Here is a 22,432-nt window from a genome sequence, read left to right on the forward strand (position 1 = left end):
TCCCAAGAGGAGATCTCCCTCACTCCGCCCCGCCTCCACGGGTGTGCTCCCTAAACTTGGAGCAGAACGCATGCGACGCAAGCGTGAGAAAACTCGTTCGGGAAGGGGCAGCAGGATGCTTCCATGCCGAGAACAAGATCAGCGAGCAATCGGAGCCCTACGAATTCATCATCTCCAGGAATTCGTCGTTGCTCTCGGTGTCTTTCATCTTGTCGAGCAGGAATTCCATCGCCTCGATCGGCTCCATGTCCGCCAGAATCTTGCGCATCACCCACACACGCTTCAGCTCCGGCTTTGTCAGCAGTTCCTCTTCACGACGGGTGCCGGAGAGGATGAGGTCGATTGCCGGAAACACACGACGGTCGGCCATTTCCCGATCGAGCACAAGCTCCATGTTGCCGGTGCCCTTGAACTCCTCAAAGATGACCTCGTCCATGCGGCTGCCGGTGTCGACGAGGGCCGTGCCGATAATGGTGAGCGAACCGCCCTCCTCCACGTTCCGCGCCGCGCCGAAGAAGCGTTTCGGTCCCCGAAGCGCACCGGCCTCAATACCGCCGGACAAGGTCCGGCCCTGTCCCGGATGCACAGCGTTGTGCGCACGCGCAAGCCGCGTGATGGAGTCGAGGAGCACACACACATCCTGCCCCGACTCGACGAGGCGTTTCACCTTCGCGAGCACCGTGTCGGCCACCTCTACGTGCCGCTCCGGATCTTTGTCAAATGTAGAAGCAACCACTTCTCCGTCGACGTTGCGGTCCATGTCGGTCACTTCTTCCGGCCGCTCGTCGATGAGAAGCACCAGGAGATGCGTATCCGGATGATTCGTCGTAATCCCGTGGGCGATCTTCTGCAGAAGCACCGTCTTCCCCGCCTTCGGGGGCGAGACGATAAGGCCACGCTGTCCTTTTCCAATGGGCGCAAACAGATCCAGAATGCGGGTGCCATACTCCTCCGCTTCCGTCTCCAGCGTGAGCCGTTCGTCCGGAAAGATGGGCGTCAAATATTGAAACTCGCCTCGCTCCTCCACGTCCCCCGGATCGCAGCCATTAATCTCGTCGACCTGAATGAGGGCAAAGAACTTCTCCCCCTCCTTCGGGGGGCGGACTTCGCCGCGTACCGTATCGCCCTGCTGAAGGCCAAAGCGCTTAATCTGCGACGGCGACACGTAGATGTCGTCCGGACTCGACTCGTAGCTGTACTCGTCGGATCGGAGGAAGCCGTAGCCGTCCGGCAGGATTTCCAGGAGTCCCGTCTTTTGAATCATGCCCCGCAGCTCCGTCTCGTCGGGGTCGTACGTGCGCATGTACTCGGGCCGGCCGGACGCTTCGGCGTTCTGCCCGGAGGAGGCCTCTTCCTCCTCTTGTGCAGACGGAGAGGCCTCCTCCCCAGTGGCTTCCGACGCCTCCCGTTCATCGTCCGGGGAATTCGAGGCCGTTCCGTTCTTTTCCGACGAAGAGGCCGAATCCGAAGCCTCATCCAGGGGCGCATCGCCAGTAGCGGCGCCTTCGGCCTGCGCCTCCAGGATCCGGTAAATGAGATCTTGCTTGCGCAGGTCGGAGTAGCCCGGCAGATCCAGCTCGCGGGCAATGTCGCGCAGCTCGTCGAGCTTCTTTTCTTGCAGTGTGGAAATCTTCATGCGGTTACGCTGTGCGGTTCGGATGCGTGCCGCAACGACCTGTGTAGGAGGAGGACAAAAGACACAGGAACGAATGGCGGCGAGTGGACCAGATGGAATCGTAGGCGTTCATGCTCCTCAGTCCCTCCTCGACTGAGTCTCGTTCGCGGCCTTCAGTCAACCCGTCGTGCAGAGCACAGCTCGATGCGAGGCGCCGACTCGAACACAACGGCGCATTCGGAGCGGAGGGCAACGGTGGGGAATCGCCCGCTCCCTCGCCTGGTGTGTGCGAACGGCAGGTCCCTAAAGGTCGCTGTAGAGGAAAGTGCAGATGCGATCATACATCAACGAACCTCACAAAGGCTTGATCCGTCTACGACGGTCCGTTACTCAAAACTCTACTTCCCCCTACGAACGAAACAATTCGTGTGCCACGAGAACAGTCTCCTCCGGCAGATTTGTTCGGTTCTCGCCGAACCTCCGTGCAATCTTTACCCTTTTGCCCGATCGCATCGGAATATCGTTTTGCCCCGCCCCGCTCCGCCTCCGCCCGAGTGATCTTCATGGATTTCTTTCCGGATTGCTCGCCCGAATGAGCCTGCAACGTTACGTGTACGGGCCTGATATGTCTTATACATACCACGTTCCGTTACGCTCCTTTCCTCCGTGCGACGTTCGTGTCTGCTATGACCTATCGCTGGACCTATCGTTCACTCGACACCCCCGAGGTCGTTTCTGAGCTTCAGGACGCGCTCAACGATCTGCCGGCGGCACTGGCTCGCGCGCTGGCCCTCCGGGACGTGTCGACGTTTGACGAGGCCCGCCACTTCTTTCGGGCCGACCGGGCGGATCTGCACAACCCGCTCGGCATGGCCGACATGAAGAAAGCGGCGGATCGCCTGAGCACCGCCATCGACGACGGTGAGCGCGTGCTCGTGTACGGCGACTACGACGTGGACGGCACGACGGCCGCCGCCCTAATGACCGACTTCCTTCGCAAACAGGGCGTGGAGACCTCTTTCTTCATTCCCGACCGGTACGATGACGGCTACGGCCTCTGTGCCCGCGGGCTCGACGCAGCAAAGGAGCTTGGGGCCTCGCTCGTCGTGGCGCTCGACTGTGGCATCACGGGCCATAAGGAGGCGACCTATGCCCGCGAGCAAGGACTCGACCTCATCATCTGCGACCACCATACGCCAAAGGAAACCGACGACGGCGTGGATCTGCCCGATGCGTACGCCGTCATCGATCCCAAACGGCCGGACGACGACTATCCCTTTACGGAGCTTTCCGGGTGCGGTCTTGGCTTTAAGCTTGTGCAGGCTACCCTCGACCGACGAGGGCAGAACCCCGACGCTGCGTTCGACTACCTCGATCTGCTCGCTGTCTCCACCGCCAGCGACATCGTGCCACTCTACGGGGAAAACCGCGTCCTCATGGCTGAGGGCCTGGCCGCCCTCCAACAAAGCGACCGTCCCGGCCTTCGCGCACTGGCCGACGCTGCCGACCTCAATCTCGAAACTGTGACGTCGACCGGAAACATCGTCTTTACGCTCGGCCCGCGCATCAACGCCGCCGGGCGAATGGCCCATGCCTCCACGGCCGTGGATCTCTTGCTTGCTCAGAGCTACTCGGAAGCGGAGCCCCTCGCCGCCGAACTGGAGCGCCTCAACAAGAAGCGCCGCACGATCGACGATGCGACGGAAGAAGCTGCCGTGGAAAAGGCCGAACGGCAGATCACCTCCCGCAGCCCACACGCCCTCGTGCTCTACGAAGAAGACTGGCACCTCGGCGTCATTGGCATTGTGGCCAGTAGCATCGTCGAGCGCTTCCACAAGCCGACGATCCTGCTTACGCATAACGGCGACGAGGTGAAAGGGTCGGCCCGTTCGATCGAAGGCATCAACATCTACAACGCCCTCTCGGACTGTGCCGACGTGCTCACCCAGTTCGGCGGACACGACCACGCAGCCGGCCTCTCGCTGGACGTGGACGACATCGAGGCCTTCCGGGACCGGTTCGACGCTGCTGTCGGAGAGCGGGTGACTCCGGAACTCCTGACCCCGTCGATCAATGTGGACGCTGAGCTCGATCTCGGGATCATTGGGACCGTGGAGGACCGATTCTGGGCTGTGCTCCAACAGTTTGGGCCGTTCGGTCCGGCGAATGCCCGCCCGGTCTTTCACGGCAAAGACCTGGCCGTGGCCGGCACGCCCCGCACCGTGGGAAGCGACGACAGTCACCTCAAGTTCGAGGTCCGGCAGCGCGACGACGAGCGCGGACGCAACGTGTTCGACGTCATCGGCTTCGGAATGGGCGAGAAGCTCTCAGTGCTGGAGCAGAGCCAGAACGAGGGACGCCCAATTGAGTTGCTGTTCTCACTGGAGGAAAACACCTGGAACGGACAAACCAATCTTCAACTGAAGGCGCGCGACGTACGACTGGAGGAGTAACCCACACGCGCTGGGCGTTTTGGACTGGCGGATAGAGCGTGGAGCGTGTGCGCATTCGACGTCAGCGGGGAAAGGAGACAAGTTGCGGAGATCTCTCCTTCTCCCCCTCGCTCATCCCCCACGCTCCCATTCCCTCATCCCCTTCCACGCCCCATTTGACGATTCCTTCGCAACCGTCCCCCGGTCCGCGGATTCACAGTGCGCGGTCCCTGCTTTCTCGCCCAATTTCCCTGCGCATGCCATGACCTGGTGGGAAGCCCTCCTCCTTGGACTCGTCCAGGGCATCACAGAGTTCGTCCCCGTCTCCTCGTCCGGCCACCTGGTTCTGAGCCAGCATCTGCTGGGACTCGGCGCCGAAGAATCCGACATCACCTTCGAGGTGTTCGTCCACTTCGGTACGGTGCTCAGCATCTTCACCGTGTACGGCCAAGAGGTGGCCGACCTTCTGGCAGAGGCGTGGGCTGGTCTCCGACACCCAACCCTCGTCCCCGAGCGCTACCGGGAAAATGACACGTTTCGGCTCGGCGTGTTCATTCTCATCACGCTCATTCCCACGGGCCTCGTGTATGTCCTCTTCAAGACTCAGTTGGAGCAGGCCTTCGGAAGCCCGCGCTTCACGAGTGCCATGTTGCTCGTCACGGGGGTACTCCTGCTGCTCACCCTGCTCCGCCCCCAACCGGAGGGGATGCTGAGCCCAATCAAGTCGTTCGTCGTCGGCGTTGCCCAGTCCGCCGCCATGATTCCGGGAATCTCCCGGTCAGGGTCCACCATCTGCACGGCACTTTACCAGAACGTCCGCCCCGAGCGAGCCGCGAACTTCTCGTTCCTCATGCTGCTACCGGTCGTGCTGGGCGCCACGCTTCTGAAGGGACTCGAACTGGCAGAGCAGGGACTGACCACCGAATGGGTTCCTCTCTTCATCGGCACGGTTGCCGCCTACGTCTCCGGCATTGCCGCCATCTACATCGTGATCGACTTCGTCCGGCGGGGCAACCTGCAGTACTTTGCCTACTACTGTTTCCTCGTCGGCGGACTGGGGCTGTGGCTGCTGTAGGACGACCGCTCCTCCAAAAAGCACCCTCCGCTCCCTGAAGCAACCTCGGTCGACAGTCCGCGGTCGCAGGCCATGTACGCACGCGGTCGCCCGTTCTCACTGGCCGTGCAGTGCCTACGCGTCCGATTCGTCTTCGGCGCTGAGCGTATCGATCGGATACCACTCCGGCTCCGGCTCCACGGTGATGGACGGTTCCGGCCCGGCATCGTCCCACCCCTGATCGCTCACCGTCATGAGCGGCTTCACCGTCATGTCGCGGTCCACCACGATTTGGCACGAGAGTCGCATCTCACCCATCTGCCCGATGTCGCCGAGCTTCTCGTGCTCGGCCTTCGTCATCACGGAGGGCTCCCCCTCCTCAAACTGGACGCGACAGGTCGTACACTGGGACTGTCCTCCGCATCGATGGCCCACATCGACACCGGCATCTTCGATCGCCCGAACCAGCCGGGTGCCCTCTTCGACCTCGACTGTTCCAACCCCTTCAATCGTTAACTCGTGCATAAACGGATGTCTGATCTGTGCAAGTAGTGTATTGTGAGTGACGACGCATAAAAAGACGAATCGGCGGCGAGTCCGTCAACCCCTCGCGCCTCCCGAAATAAACATGTGTGCGTAATTTTACCGGGGCGCGAAGGTCTGTGGACTGCCTTTTCTCCTTGCCAGAACGGCAACGGTCGAGGCGCTCCACGGAGCGAGCATTGGCGTACCCACACGTACACCGTCCGACGGCCGTGCCTCCTCCTTTGGATCAGATCTGTTGATCGTGGGAGCATTTGCCGGGGCGAGAGGTGTCATATTTGCACACACCCGGGTGGCGCCCAGGCCTTTGCAATAAAGCCGTAATATGCTTCATTTCCTCTCCCGATTGTGCCAGACGTTTCGCATCATCAACGTACCGTAGATTCTCGCCCCACCCGTCCACGCTCTTATGTCTGCTCACGTCGTTCTCGTTGACGAAAACGACCAGTCTCTGGGAACGGCCGAGAAGCTGCGTGCCCACACGGAAGGCTGGCTCCACCGGGCCCTATCGGTCTTTGTCTTTGACCGGGCGGGCCGCCTCCTCCTCCAGCAACGGGCCAAAAGTAAATACCACTCTGGGGGCCTATGGTCGAACACCTGCTGCAGCCATCCGCATCCCAGCGAAGCCCCCGGAGCTGCGGCCCGCCGCCGGCTCAACGAGGAAATGGGCTTTTCCTGCGATCTATCTCCGGCCTTTCCCTTCACGTACCGCGCTCCCGTAGGGCAGGCACTCACAGAGCACGAGTACGACCACGTGTTCATTGGGGTCGTAGACGAGATTGCGATCCGTCCTCACCCCGATGAAGTGGCCGACTGGGCGTGGGTCACCCCCGAGTCGCTTCGCATGGATATGGAGTCCCACCCGGACCGCTACACGGTTTGGTTTCGTCGTCTGCTCGACCGCGTCTTGACGGAGGCCCCGGTGTCCCAGACTGCCTCTTCCGTGCCGTCCTCTTCGTAGGGACTGTTTTGATTTTTGACCGTCGGGCGGTCGGGACGTCTGTACGTCAGCGCTAGGGTCCTCCGCAAGGTCCCGAAAGCGACCTAGGGGCGGAGATGAACGCCCCGCAATCGTCAACGGCATCCGGGCCCATTCCTCCGAACTCTTCGGAACGAAAGTGTCGCGAGGCGAACCGCCCATCTCAGACACGCGCTACTCGGACGTCGGTTGGAGCTCGCTCAGCGCCACTGTGTGGCTGAGTACCGAGGCCCCTTCCTTGTCGTGCAGGCGCATCCGAATCCGCGGATCTTCCCGTGACCAGTCGATCGTGACCGAGCCATAGTTGGGATAGGGATAAATCGTGTCTCCCACGCGGAGGGGATTGGGCAGATTTTTCGCCTGCGGCCACTCCTGGTTCAGGGCACTGGACGTAAAGTCGTACAGCGGATACGGGCCGCCGGTGTAACGAGACAGCTCGCCCCAGTGCACGTCTCCACTCAGAAAGAGAACGCCGCCGGCCCCCGTCTCTTCGATCATCCGAAAGAGACGCGCCCGCTCCAGGGGCATCTGCGACCAGATCTCCCATCCGTGGTCGGGCGAGACCACCTGAATGCTCGACACGATGAGACGCACCTCGGCGGGCTTCTGGAGCTGCGCCCGCAGCCACTCCCACTGCGCCGCTCCCAGCATCGTCGCGTCGGGATCGCGGTTGGGCGCGTATGGCCCAAACCCACGCTCCTCGGCCTCCTCACTGAGCTCGACCGTCTCGAAGCGGTCCCGGAAGTACCGCGTATCGAGCAGAATTATCTGCACACGTTTGCCGGGTGGACCGTAGCGATGAGCCCCATACACACCGGGTCGCTGGCGACGCGGCGAGTCCTCCGGCACGTCGAAGAAGTCCAGAAAGATCTCTTCGGAGGTCTCTTTCTGTTCGTACCAGCCGCCCATGTCGTTAGCCCCGAAGTCGTGGTCGTCCCACGTGGCAAGGATCGGGGTCGTTTGCCGTAACTTCTGGTAGCCCGGCTTGGCCGCCAGCCGGCTGTACTCGTGGCGGAGGGTGTCCATGTTTGCGGTATCCCCATAAATGTTGTCCCCTCCAAAGATGAAGAGGTCGGGATCCTCCGCGAGAATGGGCGTCCAGATGGGCTGCGGCCGGTCCTGCACCGCACACGAGCCAAACACGATGCGCTGGAGAGGCTCGTCGGACGAAACGGTGGGCCGTGCCTCCTGCGCCTGTGCCGGTACGACGGCAATCGTCAAAAGGAGAATCGAGAGAACAATGACCGACGCCCCGCCTCCACGAGGAAGCGGGGCGCCGGGTGTCGGAATCGAATCAGCGATCATTATGCAATGGGAATGAGAAACAACCAGTGACGGGACAAGCCCCTACTCAAGAAGCCACATCTCCGTGTTGATGGTATTGGGCCCCTGGCGTTCCACCGCCTCCCGGTAATTTTCTGCATTGAGCGACTGCTCGCTCTCGGGGTACCGGAAGCGGACGGGAATCTGATCCTGATTCACGTTCTGGGCCGACGGGTCGATGTCCGGCGTGCCGGTGCGGCGCCAGTTGAACCACCCTTCCATCCCGGTGTAGAAGAGCGCGATCCACTTCTGCGTGTTGATCTGCTCCAGGGCCCGCGTCTGGTCGTTGGTGGCATACGCCACTCCGGACTGGCTAAGATAGCCACTGGGCACGGACTGGCCGTACTGCTTCATCGACGCCTCGATGCCTTTCTCATAGAGCGACTGTGCATCGCCGCTGGTCCAACCCCGCTCGGCCGCCTCGGCCTTCAGGAAGAGCACCTCGGCATGGGTCATGATGAGCCCCTTCGCGGCGTTCGGCGACTCGAAGTAGCGGGTGGTGTTGAGGCTCGACTGAAATCCTCGTCCCCCGTTGTACTCGTTGGACTCACTGTCGCTGAGGCCGTTCGGGACCCCGACGTACGTGTCGAGCGAGTCCGGCAGGTCGGCAAACACCGACAGGCGCGGGTCGTCGAACTGCTTCAGCGTTTCCGTGAAGGTCTGGCTCATACGGTACGTGCGGAACGTACCGACGCGCGACGTGTGGCGGGGCCACTCGTTCGGGCGCGAGGTCTGGTACTCCAGCGCCGCGTTGTCGACGTTGTCCTCAAACACCGGGTACTCCGACGGATTATTGACGATCGTGCGGAACTGCTCCTGCACGTTCACGCCGTCGATGGCCCCCTGCTTCTCCGAAAGCCGCATCAGAAGGCGGAGGCGCAGCGAATTGGCGAGCTTCTTCCACTTCATCACGTCGCCGCCGTACAGGATGTCGCCCTGAAGGGACTGCCCATCTCCGGGCTGAAGCAGGTCGTTGGCCTCTTCCAGGTTGGTAAGGAGGCTGTCGTACACCACCGATTGTCGGTTGTACACGGGCGTCGCTTCGCCCTCCGGCACCTGGTTGACCTCGCTATACGGAATGTCGCCGTACGCATCGGTGAGCATCGAGAAGATCCACGACTTCAGGACGAGCCCAGCCCCTTCGTACGCCGGGGTATTGCGCTCTTTGGCCACCGTCATCAGGGCGTCCACACTCCGAAGATCGTCGTAGAGGGGACCCCAATACCCGACCCCCGCCCAATTGTACCGGTCAATCTCGGTCGCGAACGACACCTTCGAGGCGTACTGGAGCACGAGATTGCCCGTCGTGTGGGCAGTGTTGACGGACGTGTTCACCGAGCTGCGGATGATGTTCGGCAGCAGGAGGTCCGGCGAGACGGCCTTCGGCTCATTCGGATTGGTATTCACGGTCTCGAAGCGGGAGTCGCACCCCATCGCAAAGACCAGCACCGCAAGGGTGGTGGCCACGGCGAAGAGGCCCGTGCGAAACCGAAGAGAACGAAGCGAAAAGGAGGTTGAAGGTATAAACATACGTATCAGTAACTGCAGGCAAGAGGGGACTCAGAAAGCGAGCGGGGGTTGGGTTAGAAGTCCAGCCGCAGGTTCATGCCGAAGCTGCGCGTAGACGGCAGCTGCTGCACCTCAAAGCCCGGCGTGCGCTGGGCCCCGTTGACCATGGTCGTCTCGGGGTCGATGTGCGGCACGTCGGTCCAGAGGAAGAGATTGCGGCCGACCAGCGAGACCCCGATGTTCTGGATTCCCGTCTCGCCCAACCAGGACGGCGTGAAGTTGTACTTCAGCGTCATCTCGCGGAGCTTCACGTAGGACGCGTCGAACGAGTTTGCCTCGACGTTCGGCCGGGCGTAGTAGCTGCGAAGCCACGTGACGTACTGGGCCGATTCTGTATTCTCCGAGTAGGTGCCGTCCGCGTTCTGCACCACCCCGTCGCCCGTCACGGTCTCGCCCCGGCAGCAGGTGGTCCCTTCGAGGGTCCCGCCCTCAATGCCGGTAGCGTGGGTGTTGGAGTAGATGAGACCGCCCTGTCGCACGTCGAAGAGGACGTTGAGATTCAGGTTGTTGTAGCTGAGCGTGGTCCCAATGCCGCCCTGCCAGTCGTGGTTGTAGTTCCCCACCTTCTGCACCTCGTCGGTCAGCTGCGGCAGCCCGTCCTCGTAAATGATCTCACCGGTGTGCGGGCTGTTCGGGTCTTCGACGCGATCAAAGACGCGGCCGTAGATGTCGCCCATGCGACCGCCTTCCCGCGCCTGCACGGACCCGCCGAACGGGCCTTCGCCGAGCACAAACGTGTCGATGCCTTCTGCCAGCTCGACGATCGTGCTCCGGTTGCGCGCCCAGTTTAGGGAGACGTCCCATCCGAAGCCGCCGATGTTCTCGATCGGCGTCAGCTCCAGGCGCGTCTCCACGCCGGCGTTGCGCACCTCTCCTGCGTTCAGGAGACGCGTATCATAGCTGGTAGAGCTGGCCAGCGGCACTCGGAGAATCTGATTGCGCGTGCTGCTGCGGTAGTACGTCGCATCGAGCTGGACTCGTCCCTCGAAGAACCGAAGGTTGGTTCCGACCTCGTAGGAGGACGTAATCTCCGGCTGGAGGTCCGGGTTGGCCAGATCCGACTCCGCAACCACATTCGCCGTGCTTCCCCACGTCGGCTGAAAGGTATACGTATTGGTGAGGCGGTAGGGCTCCGTGTCGTTTCCGACCTGTGCCCAGCTGGCCCGCACCTTCGCAAAGGAGAGCGGCAGTGCGTCCGGCACCTCGAACAGATCCGTCGCAATCACACTCAGCGACGCCGACGGGTAGAAGTAGGAATTATTGTCGGACGGCAGGGTGCTCGACCAGTCGTTGCGGGCCGTCAGGTCGAGAAACACCATGTCTTCGTAGCTGATCGTGCTGGACCCAAAGACCCCGAGGATTTCCTCCTCCTGATTGAATTCGCTGGTCTGGGGCGACGAGCGAGCATTGCCGATGTTGTAGACGCCCGGCACGCTGAGGGCCTGTGCCGTCAGCTCCACGTTGCGGCGCGTTTGTCGCATAAAGTTGGCGCCCACCGACGGCTCCACCGTGAAGGCCCCGAGCTCGCGGGTGTAGTTGAGCAGCACATTGGAGTTCCACTCCAGGAAGTTGCGGTCGGTCTCCTGCATCCATCCGTTCGGCGCCGTGATGGTGCTGAAGGCCTTCCGCTGCTTGGTGAACTCGTCACTGTAGTCAAGACCGGTGCGGGCCCGCAGGTCAAGGTTCTCCGTGAAGTCGTAGCGCGCCGTCACGCCGCCGTACAGGCGATCCCGATCCAGACTGTTGGTGTTTTCGTTGACCTGGAAGTAGGGATTGTTCGTCCAGTTCAGGTCGTAGTGCGCCTGCTGGATGCCCTCCTGTCCTTCCCGCCAGTAGTCGCGAAGTCGGTCCATTTCAACGTCCCGTGCGCCCCACGTGAAGTAGTACATGATCGACTCCGATCCGTACCCGGAGGTCGGGAGATTGTCGCTGGTCGACTTTGCAAAGTTGGCGTTGGCATCCACCGTCAGGTCCTCGGTGATGTCGTAGCTGGCATTGATCGCCGCACTGGTCCGGTCAAGGTCCGTGTTCGGCACAATGCCCGAGCGGTCGCTCCGCGAAAGAGAGGCCCGAAATGAGCCCTGTTCATTTCCGCCCCGGACGGCCACATTGGTCGTGACGTTCATGCCCGTGTTGAAGAAGTTTCGGACGTTGTTCGGCGCGGAGTCCATCGGCGCCATTCCACGACGGAACTGGTTCCGCTCAATGCCTTCATCGAGGGGTACGCCCCAGTTCCAGCCCGGAGCACCCGTGCCGTCCACGTAGCTGAATTCGTTGCCGTTGCCGTAGCTGTACTCGTTCTGGTAGTCCGGCAGTCGCAGCACGCGGTCGGCCATCACCCTCGTGCTCACCGTGGCCCCAATGCCGTCCGTCTCGGAGCCGTCCTTCGTCTCAATCAGAATGACCCCGTTGGCGGCGCGAGAACCGTAGAGGGCAGCGGCACTCGGCCCCTTCAGCACGCTCATTTCCGCGATGTCGCTCGGGTTGATCTGGCTCAGACCATTGCCGAAGTCGACCTGGGTGGTCTGAGCGTCGGTGGCCTGCGTGTTTGGCGTATTGTCGATCGGAACCCCGTTCACGACGATCAGGGGCCGCCCCGATCCGGTGAGCGAGGACTCTCCGCGAATCGTCACGCGCGGCGAGCTGGCGAGACCGGCCGAGCCCCCAACAACGTTGAGGCCCGCCACCGTTCCGGAGAGACTGTTCATGACGTTCGTCTCCTGGGCGTCGGCAAGCTCCTGACCCGAGACCCGATCGACGGAGTAACCGAGCGATCGCTCCTCCCGATCGACCCCGAGCGCCGTCACCACCATCTCATCGAGCCCCACTGCGCCGGAGGTGAGTGTGAAGTCGACGGTGCGCGTCTCTCCGGCCTCCAGTTGAATGGTACGAGAGGCGTTCTGGTAGCCGACGAACGAAACGACGACCGTGTGCTGCCCCGGCGACACGGCGGTAATCTCGTAGCTTCCGCTTGCATCCGTCGAGACCCCTTTATCAAGGCCGCGGATGCGAACATTCGCCCCTGGAAGCGTCGCCCCCGACGTGTCCGTGACAACGCCACGGACCGTGGCCGGCGCCGACTCTTGCTGGGCATGTGTGGGCGGCACAAGTACGAGCGCCCAGAGCAGGCTGAATAAGGCAAATGCGAATTGTGACAATCGAGTCATGGAATGACAGACCATTTCGAAGATATCGACACCAATAAACAACGGATTGTGCTGAATCCGTTTGTAATAGAAAGGTTATAGAACTAGAGGTTTGTGACTTCGCCAATAATAAAGTTGAAAGATTTAGCAAGCCCCCGCGATATGCAATTATGGAAAATTATGTAGGGGTCAGAATAGGTGTCCTATACCTTAAAATAATGGTTTATTTATGCCTCTTTAATAAGGGCGACACATTCTTCGAAGTTAAGACGAATGGGTTGACACTATACTTCTCGCCTCCCTCCTACCCATGCCGAAAAAATCAATCTCTTTTTCCAAATTCGCCCCTAATGTCGACGCCGCTCCTCCACTCATCGTATATGGATCGCCCCTTGAAAAAACGGGGGCTTCTCCATCAGGGGGCGCCGTCGGCGGAGGTGTCGCTCCCTCGACGTTGGGCATCGAAGGGCGCGCGCAAAGAGACCTGCAATCGAAGCTCCCTCTGCCGCACAATCGTGAACGCGCGCCCAAACGGATCCGCAACGCCTCCGCAACATCTCCGTCACAATGGGGCTGCCCCCACCGCCACCGGGAAACGCCCGCCCGCCCCGGCGGTGTAATTCCTCATGTATGAGCTGACGCCCCCGGTTTTTACGGGTCACGCAACACGAAATACGCAATACGAGACCCCACCGGCAACGCTCGCTCCAAGCTCCTCCTCACGAAAGCTGCTGTCCCCCGCATGCCCGAGCACATCACGATCCGCGGTGCGCGCGAGCACAACCTCCAGAACATCGACCTCGACATTCCGCGCAATCGGCTCGTCGTGATCACCGGGCTGTCGGGGTCCGGCAAGTCGAGCCTTGCGTTCGACACCATCTTTGCCGAGGGGCAGCGGCGCTACATGGAGAGCCTGAGTGCCTACGCCCGCCAGTTCCTGGAGATGATGGAGCGGCCCGAGATCGACTACATCGACGGCCTCTCCCCCGTCATCTCCATTGAGCAGAAAACCGTAAGTGGCAACCCGCGCTCCACCGTCGGTACCGTCACGGAGGTGTACGACTTCCTGCGCCTGCTCTACGCCCGCGCCGCCACGGCGTACTCCTACGAGACCGGCAACCGGATGCGGCAGCAGAGCGACGATGAGATCGTGGACGGCATCCTCGACTTTCCCGAGGGCACGCGCCTGCAGATCCTCGCCCCCGTCGTGAAGGCGCGCAAGGGGCATTACCGTGAGCTCTTCGAGCAAACCTCCGCTCAAGGCTTCGAGCGCTTCCGGGTGGACGGCGAGATGCGCATCTACGAGGAGGGCATGAAGCTGGAGCGCTACGAAACGCACGACGTGGAGGTGGTGGTGGACCGGCTCAAGGTGAAGGACGGCATCCGCTCGCGCGTGAGTCAGTCCGTGGAGACCGCGCTGGAGATGGGTGGCGGCACGCTCATAGCGAATGTGGTGGACGGCCCCGACGTCGAAACCGGCGACCACCTCTTCAGTCGCCACCTCGTGGACCCCGAGACGGGCCTCTCCTACGAGGAGCCCTCGCCCAACATGTTCTCGTTCAACACTCCGTACGGCGCGTGCCCCAACTGCGAGGGGTTGGGCACAACGAACGAGATCGACCCGCAGCTCGTCATCCCCCATCCTGAGAAGACGATCAATGAAGGGGCCCTCGCACCGCTCGGCAAACCCCGCGACATCTGGATCTTCAACCAACTGGAGGCGGTCGCGGAGGCGTACGGCTTCGACTTCGACACGCCGATTGAGGACCTGACCGACGAGCAGCGGCGCGTCATCCTCGACGGGGCGGGCGACGAGCAGTTCGACATCACCTACGGCTATAAGGGCCGCGAGGTGAAGTACAAGCACCGCTTCGGCGGCCTCTACGAGCACATCTGGCACACCTACGAGGAGACGAGCTCCTCCAAGAAACGGCGACGGGCGGAGTCGTTCATGCGTGAGATGGACTGTCCCGAGTGCGGCGGGGGGCGCCTCAAACAGGAGAGCCTCCACTACCGCATCGCCGACCAGTCGATCGCCGACCTGGCGCAGATGGACCTCACCCAGCTGCGCGAGTTCGTGGAGGACGTGCCGTTCGAAACCGAGCGGCAGAAGCGCATCGGCGAACCGATCGTGAAGGAAGTGCGCGAACGACTCGACTTTCTCGTCGGCGTGGGCGTGGGCTACCTCACGCTCGACCGCCCGGCCCGCACGCTCAGCGGCGGCGAGAGCCAGCGCATCCGTCTCGCCACACAGGTGGGCACCCAGCTCACCGGCGTCCTCTACGTCCTCGACGAGCCGTCGATCGGCCTGCACCCGCGCGACAACAACCGCCTCATCCAGTCCCTAGAGTCGCTGCGGGACCTCGGCAACTCGGTGCTCGTGGTGGAGCACGACCGCGACATGATCGAAGCCGCTGACCACGTGGTCGATCTTGGCCCCGGTGCCGGCATCCACGGCGGGCACGTCATCACCACCGGCCCGCCCTCCGTGCTGACGGTGGACCCTGCCTCAACGAACGGCCAGGGCAACCCGCAGGCCCGTTCCGCCGGAACGGCCAATGGAAAAAATACCGAAGCGGGCGATATCGTCATCGAGGACAACGGCGTCGCCCGCGAACAGGTGGCCGAGCGCGCCGCCGCTTACGACAGCGCGCACTACGACTTCAAGAGCCTGACGGCGGCCTACCTCCAGGGCAAACGCGTCATTCCTCTTCCCAAGAAGCGTCGCGAAGGCACGGGGGATTCCATCACCCTGACGGGCGCCACGGGGCACAACCTGAAGGGACAGGAGGTCGACTTTCCGCTTGGCAAATTCATCTGCGTGACGGGCGTCAGCGGCTCCGGCAAGTCGACGCTCGTGAACCAGACCCTCTTCCCCATCCTCCACCGCGAATACCACGACGCGAAGACGGTGCCCCTTTCCTACGATAGCGTGGAGGGCCTCGACAACGCCGACAAGGTGATCGAGATCGACCAGCAGCCCATCGGCCGCACGCCGCGCTCCAACGCGGCCACGTACACGAAGCTGATGGATTACCTGCGCGACCTCTTCGCCAAGCTGCCGGAGGCAGAGATCCGCGGCTACGACAAGAGCCGCTTCAGCTTCAACACCGATCCCGGCCGCTGCGAGAAGTGCGGCGGCACCGGCACGGTAACCCTCGAAATGAATTTCCTGCCGGACGTGGACGTCACGTGCGACGAGTGCGACGGCAAGCGCTACGGTCCCGAGACGCTGGAGGTGGAGTACAAGGGCAAGAATATCGCCGAGGTGCTGGACCTGACCGTCGCGGAGGCGCTCGACTTCTTCGAGAACCAGCCGCGCCTCCTGCGCACGCTCAAGACGCTCGACGCGGTGGGCCTGGGCTACCTCACGCTCGGCCAGCCGTCCACCACCCTGAGTGGAGGCGAGGCGCAGCGCGTCAAACTGTCCAAGGAGCTCTCCCGCCCCGGCACGGGCGACACGATCTACATCCTCGACGAGCCGACGACCGGCATGCACTTCGAGGACGTGCGGCACCTGCTCAACGTCCTGCACGGCCTGGTGGACGAGGGCAACACGGTGATCGTCATCGAGCACAACATGGACATCATCAAGCAGGCCGATCACCTCATTGACCTCGGCCCGGAGGGCGGGCGCGAGGGCGGCGAGATTCTGTTTGAGGGGACGCCGGAAGCCCTGGCAGCGGCCGACACGCACACGTCCCACTTCCTGCAGGAGGAACTGGAGCGCACGCAACAGGCACAGGACGCAGGCGGTGAGATCGCGGCGGTAGGAGCTACAAGCGAGGCGGAGGTAACAACCTGAACGTGTCTACTCGCTCTGCGAGACTTCCTGTTGGGCTGCAGCATATCCTTCCTGGAAGCCCCGTTGAAAGTCGTCAAGCATGTCGGGCCCGGCCACAAACAGGGACACCGCGATTCCAATCCCGCCAATCAGGGCCCCTGCTTTCCCCCATTGTTCGTCCCTCTTAACGATCCCAAGGATCAGCAAAGCAAGTCCGGCAAAGAGCACTACGGTCCACATTTCAACCTAATATTTTTTACTACCGAGAACGTATTTCTTTGACTGAACATAATCAGAAAGCTCAAGGAAGGAAATCAAACGGCAATCGGCTCCGATTCTTGCAGGGCCATGTACATGCACCCGTCTGCCGGGTTGATGGGCCTCGGCGCCGGACCTTCGGTCTGACCTAGCATCAATTCTGCTCAATCACGGACTGCGTAGGCCTTTTCCCAATGTCATTGGAACGCGCCGCGGTCTCCCCTCCCACAGCACTGCTTCTCTATCCACCTCCTTTTTTTGGAAGGGGTTCCATTCTTTTATTTTCCTTTATGATAAAGTAGGACCTATATATACTTCAAGGGCACATTCCTGCCTCCTGGACCGACCGTTCCGGCACCAATGGTGACGCTGAATGCCCAGCAGCGCGCTCCGGGCGTCTCTCCCCAAGTAGGAAATCCAACGCTGATCTTTTTTGGGCAGCTCCTGCTGCTCATCATCCTCTGGCTGTCGTGGCCGGGACCGTCAGCGCACGCCCAGGACGCGTTGCTCCAAGGATTTGTGACCGACGCAACCAGCGGAGAGGCCCTGGCGGGAGCGAACGTTGTCGTGTACGGTTCCGGTCAAAAGCGGCAGGGGGCGGTCACGAACGAAGAAGGGTACTTTCTCGTCGACGAGCTTTCGCCTGGCCGGTATCGGGTTCGGGTGAGTTTCGTGGGCTACGTTTCGCATCTCGATACCCTCTACCTCCGGGACCCGCGCCGGTACAGCGTGCAACTCTCGCCTCGCCAACAGGCCCTGGACGAGGTGGTCGTGACCTCACGGAAAGGAGCGGCGGCCCTGAACGCGGGACGTCAAGAAATTGAGCCAAGTGACCTGCGCCGAATTCCAACGCCGGGTCCGGGCGGCGGTGATCTGGCAGGCTACCTGAAAACTCTTCCGGGGGTTGTGTCAATGGGCGACCGTGGAGGACAGCTCTTTATTCGAGGGGGAAAACCGTCTCAAAATCTCATTCTGATGGACGGAATACGCATCTATCGGCCGTTCCACGCCGTTGGTTTCTTTTCGGCCTTTCCGGAAGATCTCGTGTCCGAGGTGGAATTGTACGAAGGGGGCTTTGGTGCCCGGTATTCGGGACGGATCTCTTCCGTGATGGATGTGTCGATGCGTGGCGGCAACAACCGGCAGTTCGAAGGCCGATTGGCCCTGAGCCCGTTCCTCACGAGCCTGCGCGCCGAAGGGCCGGTCCAAAGGGGATCCCTCTCTTTCCTCGGGTCGGTGCGGCGATCGACGATCGAGCAAACGGCCCCTGCGCTCATCGGGCAGGAGGTCCCCATGAAGTTCAGCGACGCGTTTTTCAAGCTGCAGCACGCAGGACAAAACTTCCGATGCTCAGGGTCGACGATGCATACGTACGACCGCGGCCGCGTCGACGCCACCCGGGACCGATCGGTACGCTGGGGCAACCTGGTTGTGGGAGGACGATGCGCCGGCTTCACCCCGGGCTCTGGGAGTTTTTCCGAGGTCAATGTCGGACTGACGCATGCCTTCAATGAGATTGGGACGAAGGCCCGAACCCGATCGGCCCACACGTGGGGACTCGGTGTAGACATGCACCTCACGCACTCGCTTGGCGAAACAGCTCTGATTCCCGGCGACGACACGAAGATACAATGGGGTGTGTACGGTCGTCGGGACGTGTGGACGTACCACTTAAAAGAGAAATTCCAGCACCTGCGGGACGGATCCTCGATCGTACTAAACGTGGGGGGACACCTCGGAATGGAGATGTCGCCGATCGACAATCTCGATCTGAAACCGAGTGTCGCGCTCACCCAGCCGTTCGACTATGGCGTCAGCGTCGAGCCCCGATTCCGCATGGCGTGGCGCCCCTGGGGCACCGAGGCCCGCCAACTGAATGCGGCCCTTGGCCTGTACCGGCAAACGATTGCGGGGATCAGCGACGAACGAGACGCCGGGGCCTCCTTCACCGCGTGGGTGCCCGCTCCGATCAACGAACGACGGGTCCAGGCGCTTCATGCCTTGACGGGATGGCGACAAGACATGGGTCGCCTTGGCCTATCGGTCGAAGGATACTACAAGCGACTGACCGACCTCCCCGTCCCCCGCTGGAGCCCACGCCCTCGATTTACCACTGAAATGCGTTTGGCCGACGGCCGGGTCTACGGTTTCGACACCCGTGTCGAACTTGAGCAAGGACCTTTCTATCTGTACCTCGGCTACGGGTACATGTGGATGCAATACACCGCGCCTGACGGGAATTTCGGTGAGTGGTTCAGTGATCCTCTGCAGTCGTACCATCCCCCTCACGACCGACGCCACCAACTGAAGGGCATCGGAAGCCTCGACGTGGGACGCTTTACAACGCAGATCCGCTGGCAGTACGGGTCGGGGCTGCCCTTCACCCAGCCCATTGGATTTGATACCCTGATTCACTGGTCCGGCCTCAACGAACACCCGGCGTCTGACGCCGGGACGGGTCGGGTACTGTTCCAGAAGCCCTATCGCGGCCGCCTGCCGACCTATCATCGGTTGGACCTCTCGGTGGAATACGTCATCCCGCTCTCGCTCGGCCAACTCACGCTCCGGGCCGGCGGCATCAACGCCTACAACCGGCAAAATCTGTTTTACTACGACGTGTTCACCCTGCAACGCGTTGACCAGTTGCCTCTTATGCCCTTCGTTTCAATCGAGCTGGAGACGTCCCGATGATCTCGCTCCTTTCCTCTACCAAGCGACGGTTCCTTGCAGGAGTTGCTGTTTTCTTCCTTGGCAGTGTCACGTTCGGATGCAGCGACGTCGCGTTCGATCCCTTCACGGAGACGCATCGGCACTACTCTATGAGTGGATACCTCAACGCTCGCGCCGACACCCAGGTCGTGCGTGTTGAGCGGCTGCGAGACTCGCTGCTTTTCGGCAATACGTCCCTCAACGCTACGGTCACGATGGCCCATCCGGCCTCCGGACAGAGCTGGACACTGCGAGACTCTCTTTTTCGACTGGGCTCAGGGCGAACGGTGCGAAATTTCTGGACGACGGCCCCGGTGCACCCGACGGAGACGTACCGGATCTCGGTTCAGCCCCCGGACAATCGGGGCGCCTCTGCAACGGTGACACTCCCCGATACCTTCGCCGCCCCTAAGGTGCTGTCCCATCCCGTCTGTTTGCGTCCTCTCACTCGATGCGGAGGCGCCTTTCGCGTCGAGATTACGGGCATTGATCGCCTCGCAGCGGCACAAGCGGTGTATCATCACGGCCACTCGTCGACAGTCCGGATCGATTACCTAGACCGCGCTCGTCCGACCGACGATGGCTTTATCGTGGAGTTGGACTGGCGTGAAGCGATCAAGCGCCTCGATAATGTGGAGGCCTTCACGTGTGTTAACGTCTTCGTGGCGGCGGGCGGGCCCGACTGGCCGAAAGCGGACACGCTTACTGACGAGAACGCTCCTTCGTACCTACAGCCCGGCGTCTGGTCGAACGTGGACGGGGGCATCGGCTTCTTGGGCGGAATTGCCACGATGCTCGTGGACGTGTATCCCCCTCGCGACTGCACCGTGAACGAGGAGCGCTTCGGGCGCACACACGCCGTACGATAGCACTGCCCCTTCCAAGCAGCAGAGGGATCGCGCGCTATTCAGCGTCGGATAAAAACTCCCACTCCACCACAGAAGCGGAAGCGCCATGCTCCTCGGCCGCATCCAGAAACCGGATCTGCTCGTCGGAAAGCTGATCCCAGTGCGGGCATTTTGCTTCGACGAGCCGAACGGACGCGCCCCCAGAATCCCAAAGCACGAGATCCGGAGCCCCCTTCGACAGGCCCGTGGCCTCGTAGATCATGCCCAGCAGTTCGGACACAAAACCAGGAAGCTCTGTTCGCTCGGTCTCGAAGGTGCCGTCGGGCCCCTGCACGAGATCCACGACGCCAGACGTTGTGCTCCTGGAGTTGAGCCACGCTCCCGTCTCCCCCAATCGGAGCTCAAGGTGCAGAACAGCCAGCTCAGCAGGCAGACATCGGCCCGACATCATGGCAAGCGGCTTTTGCCACCAGCGCCGGGACGACTTCCGAAATCGAAACATGCTTCCCTCGGGAGGGTGATGCTCAGTATGTACACGCATTACCGCGAGTTATCTCAGCTCAAACAAGCACGAAACGGCCGATAGACTCCGACACGGACGATCGATATTGGCTCGCGAAGTATCCAACCACTAGCGTGCCAGAGAAGCCCTCTCCGTCCGGCAGCGCTCGCCTGAAAACCGCCCGCGCCTATTTTCAGCGGCACGATCTGAGCCCCCTCTGTCCCTCCTGCTCAACACTGCCGATACTCGTCCGCTACGGCAAGACATACGCCCCTGCTACTTGCCCCTGGCATAATAAGAGCGGTGGGTTCTGCCGCCCCGTTTGCATTCCCTGGTATACTGTGCTCATCGCCGCCTCTTCTTATCCCATGCAGTCGATCCCGTCGAGCGCCATGTGAATCAGCAGACCCAGGCCGACTAGGTGCAGGACGCACGCAGTGAGACGCAACTTCTTACGATCGTTCTCCCCCCCCCACGATGAGCGGAAGAACGAACAGAGCCGCGTAGATCACGATCGCGGGCGCGGTGTGCAGTGGGTGAAACCCGATAGAACACCGATTCGGATCGTAGATCGGGGTGGCCAGCAAGTGGTCGACATCGACGATCATGGTCGCCATCATGATCACCGCCGCGTTGCGCCAGCGGCTCCGGTAGAACGCGAGCGCGACCAGCAGCGGGACAATGAAGTGCAGAGCGACATGAATCATTTCTGCGCGTGGGGCAGCGACGGTGGCATAACGTAGACGCTCACCTGACCTGGGCGGGAGCCGTTCAGTTGCAACCGGAACTGTTCGAGAGGTGTCCATTCGTTTGGATCGTCACTCTCGGTCAGCAAAGACGAACTGCTCTACCGTAACCGCAAGAGAGCGGCAGCAGCCCGGGTTCAGGGGTAGTGGACGTGCTTATGGCGCGCCGTTTACTCTTCCTTGCTCGCGAACCGTACCTGCTCGGCCGCAGCAACCACAAATTGATCTGGGAGGCGACCTGCATATTCCTCCAAGAGACGGCGCAGGACGGAAATCTTATTTTGACCCCGTTCGTTACCGAGTCGAAGAAGCACAATACCGCAGTGTGGGGATCGTTCACGGTAGACCTTACCGCCGAAGTCCTTGTCGTTCGTGATCAAAATTCGTCCCTCCTCGTGCGACCGTCGAATAATCTTGCTATCCGCAATACCCGGTGCATCGTCGTACACTGAAAAGACATCGTGCCCCTTTTCCTCCAGCCACCGTGCAACGGCTGGCCCCGTGCATTCATCTACCAGAAATCGCATGAGCTACGCTGCTTTCAAGGGCATGAAGCTCGAATCGGAGAGCGATTTCGCACTGAACAGCAGACACGCCCGGATGTCCTCCCGCTCAAGTCGATGATACTCTTCAAGAATCTCTTCCTCGGTCGCTCCGTGGGCCATGAGATTCAAGATGTGGTCCACGGTAAGTCGGGTGCCCTGAATGACGGGCTTTCCAGTCATCACGTCGGGATCGACCGTAATTCGTTCCAGCAGCTCTTCATCACTCATAAAATCAGAGAAGCAAGAGGGGGCTCCGATTTGGTTCGATAGATACAGCCGCAGGGTTTCAAGGTTGCACCAGAGCGCCATGCCACGCAATTATGCCAAACCGCTGGGCATAGTACGCGCTGGCAATCCTCTCTAACCATTTGGGCAACGG

General features: G+C 61.4%; 16 protein-coding genes. 6 read left to right on the forward strand and 10 right to left on the reverse strand.

Going from position 1 to position 22,432, the window contains the following annotated elements:
- Nucleotides 1–157: 157 nt before the first annotated feature.
- Nucleotides 158–1,636 carry a transcription termination factor Rho gene (rho, locus tag BSZ35_RS06695; protein WP_105011710.1) on the reverse strand — a complete coding sequence of 493 codons (1,479 nt, stop codon included), beginning with the start codon at nt 1,634–1,636 and terminating at the stop codon, nt 158–160.
- Nucleotides 1,637–2,301: 665 nt separating this feature from the next.
- On the opposite strand from rho, the gene recJ reads away from it, so the two are divergent.
- Nucleotides 2,302–4,068, forward strand: coding sequence for a single-stranded-DNA-specific exonuclease RecJ (gene recJ, locus BSZ35_RS06700; RefSeq protein WP_105011711.1), 1,767 nt, complete (start codon nt 2,302–2,304; stop codon nt 4,066–4,068).
- Between the two features lie 241 nt (nt 4,069–4,309).
- Nucleotides 4,310–5,122 (forward strand): undecaprenyl-diphosphate phosphatase, encoded by an 813-nt coding sequence (locus BSZ35_RS06705; RefSeq protein ID WP_105011712.1) that lies wholly within the window; start codon nt 4,310–4,312, stop codon nt 5,120–5,122.
- A gap of 114 nt (nt 5,123–5,236) precedes the next feature.
- Here BSZ35_RS06705 and BSZ35_RS06710 read toward each other — a convergent pair whose 3' ends face one another.
- Nucleotides 5,237–5,626 carry a 2Fe-2S iron-sulfur cluster-binding protein gene (locus tag BSZ35_RS06710; RefSeq protein WP_105011713.1) on the reverse strand — a complete coding sequence of 130 codons (390 nt, stop codon included), beginning with the start codon at nt 5,624–5,626 and terminating at the stop codon, nt 5,237–5,239.
- A gap of 427 nt (nt 5,627–6,053) precedes the next feature.
- Here BSZ35_RS06710 and idi point away from each other — a divergent pair, with 427 nt between their 5' ends.
- On the forward strand, nt 6,054–6,605 hold the full coding sequence (gene idi / locus BSZ35_RS06715) for an isopentenyl-diphosphate Delta-isomerase (protein ID WP_105011714.1): 552 nt from the start codon (nt 6,054–6,056) through the stop codon (nt 6,603–6,605).
- Nucleotides 6,606–6,797: 192 nt separating this feature from the next.
- On the opposite strand, the gene BSZ35_RS06720 is transcribed toward idi, so the two are convergent.
- From BSZ35_RS06720 to BSZ35_RS06730, 3 genes are read right to left on the reverse strand one after another with little or no spacing between them, the layout of a single operon-like run.
- Nucleotides 6,798–7,928 (reverse strand): alkaline phosphatase D family protein, encoded by a 1,131-nt coding sequence (locus BSZ35_RS06720; protein WP_105011715.1) that lies wholly within the window; start codon nt 7,926–7,928, stop codon nt 6,798–6,800.
- Nucleotides 7,929–7,970: 42 nt separating this feature from the next.
- Nucleotides 7,971–9,476, reverse strand: coding sequence for a SusD/RagB family nutrient-binding outer membrane lipoprotein (locus BSZ35_RS06725; RefSeq protein WP_105011716.1), 1,506 nt, complete (start codon nt 9,474–9,476; stop codon nt 7,971–7,973).
- Nucleotides 9,477–9,529: 53 nt separating this feature from the next.
- On the reverse strand, nt 9,530–12,682 hold the full coding sequence (locus BSZ35_RS06730) for a SusC/RagA family TonB-linked outer membrane protein (RefSeq protein WP_105011717.1): 3,153 nt from the start codon (nt 12,680–12,682) through the stop codon (nt 9,530–9,532).
- A gap of 721 nt (nt 12,683–13,403) precedes the next feature.
- Here BSZ35_RS06730 and uvrA point away from each other — a divergent pair.
- Nucleotides 13,404–16,466: an excinuclease ABC subunit UvrA gene (gene uvrA / locus BSZ35_RS06735; protein ID WP_105011718.1), complete on the forward strand. Its 3,063-nt coding sequence runs from the start codon at nt 13,404–13,406 to the stop codon at nt 16,464–16,466.
- Nucleotides 16,467–16,472: 6 nt separating this feature from the next.
- Here uvrA and BSZ35_RS06740 read toward each other — a convergent pair whose 3' ends face one another.
- The gene (locus BSZ35_RS06740) at nt 16,473–16,685 is read right to left on the reverse strand and encodes a hypothetical protein (RefSeq protein WP_105011719.1); all 213 of its coding nucleotides are present in this window, start codon (nt 16,683–16,685) and stop codon (nt 16,473–16,475) included.
- A gap of 378 nt (nt 16,686–17,063) precedes the next feature.
- On the opposite strand from BSZ35_RS06740, the gene BSZ35_RS06745 reads away from it, so the two are divergent.
- Complete coding sequence (locus BSZ35_RS06745) at nt 17,064–19,394, forward strand: TonB-dependent receptor (RefSeq protein WP_105011720.1); 2,331 nt, start codon at nt 17,064–17,066, stop codon at nt 19,392–19,394.
- The gene (locus BSZ35_RS06750) at nt 19,391–20,281 is read left to right on the forward strand and encodes a DUF4249 family protein (protein ID WP_105011721.1); all 891 of its coding nucleotides are present in this window, start codon (nt 19,391–19,393) and stop codon (nt 20,279–20,281) included. The genes BSZ35_RS06745 and BSZ35_RS06750 overlap by 4 nt, the downstream gene beginning before the upstream one ends.
- A gap of 34 nt (nt 20,282–20,315) precedes the next feature.
- Here BSZ35_RS06750 and BSZ35_RS06755 read toward each other — a convergent pair whose 3' ends face one another.
- The 4 genes from BSZ35_RS06755 to BSZ35_RS06770 all read right to left on the reverse strand — a co-directional run bounded on the left by BSZ35_RS06755 (nt 20,316) and on the right by BSZ35_RS06770 (nt 22,281).
- The gene (locus BSZ35_RS06755) at nt 20,316–20,762 is read right to left on the reverse strand and encodes a VRR-NUC domain-containing protein (RefSeq protein WP_181149213.1); all 447 of its coding nucleotides are present in this window, start codon (nt 20,760–20,762) and stop codon (nt 20,316–20,318) included.
- Between the two features lie 452 nt (nt 20,763–21,214).
- Complete coding sequence (locus BSZ35_RS19725; protein WP_219846598.1) at nt 21,215–21,469, reverse strand: DUF6122 family protein; 255 nt, start codon at nt 21,467–21,469, stop codon at nt 21,215–21,217.
- 209 nt (nt 21,470–21,678) lie between these two features.
- Nucleotides 21,679–22,035 carry a DUF5615 family PIN-like protein gene (locus tag BSZ35_RS06765; protein ID WP_105011723.1) on the reverse strand — a complete coding sequence of 119 codons (357 nt, stop codon included), beginning with the start codon at nt 22,033–22,035 and terminating at the stop codon, nt 21,679–21,681.
- Nucleotides 22,036–22,038: 3 nt separating this feature from the next.
- The gene (locus tag BSZ35_RS06770; protein ID WP_105011724.1) at nt 22,039–22,281 is read right to left on the reverse strand and encodes a DUF433 domain-containing protein; all 243 of its coding nucleotides are present in this window, start codon (nt 22,279–22,281) and stop codon (nt 22,039–22,041) included.
- Nucleotides 22,282–22,432 lie beyond the last annotated feature (151 nt).

Source organism: Salinibacter sp. 10B (genome assembly GCF_002954405.1).
Classification (GTDB): domain Bacteria; phylum Bacteroidota; class Rhodothermia; order Rhodothermales; family Salinibacteraceae; genus Salinibacter.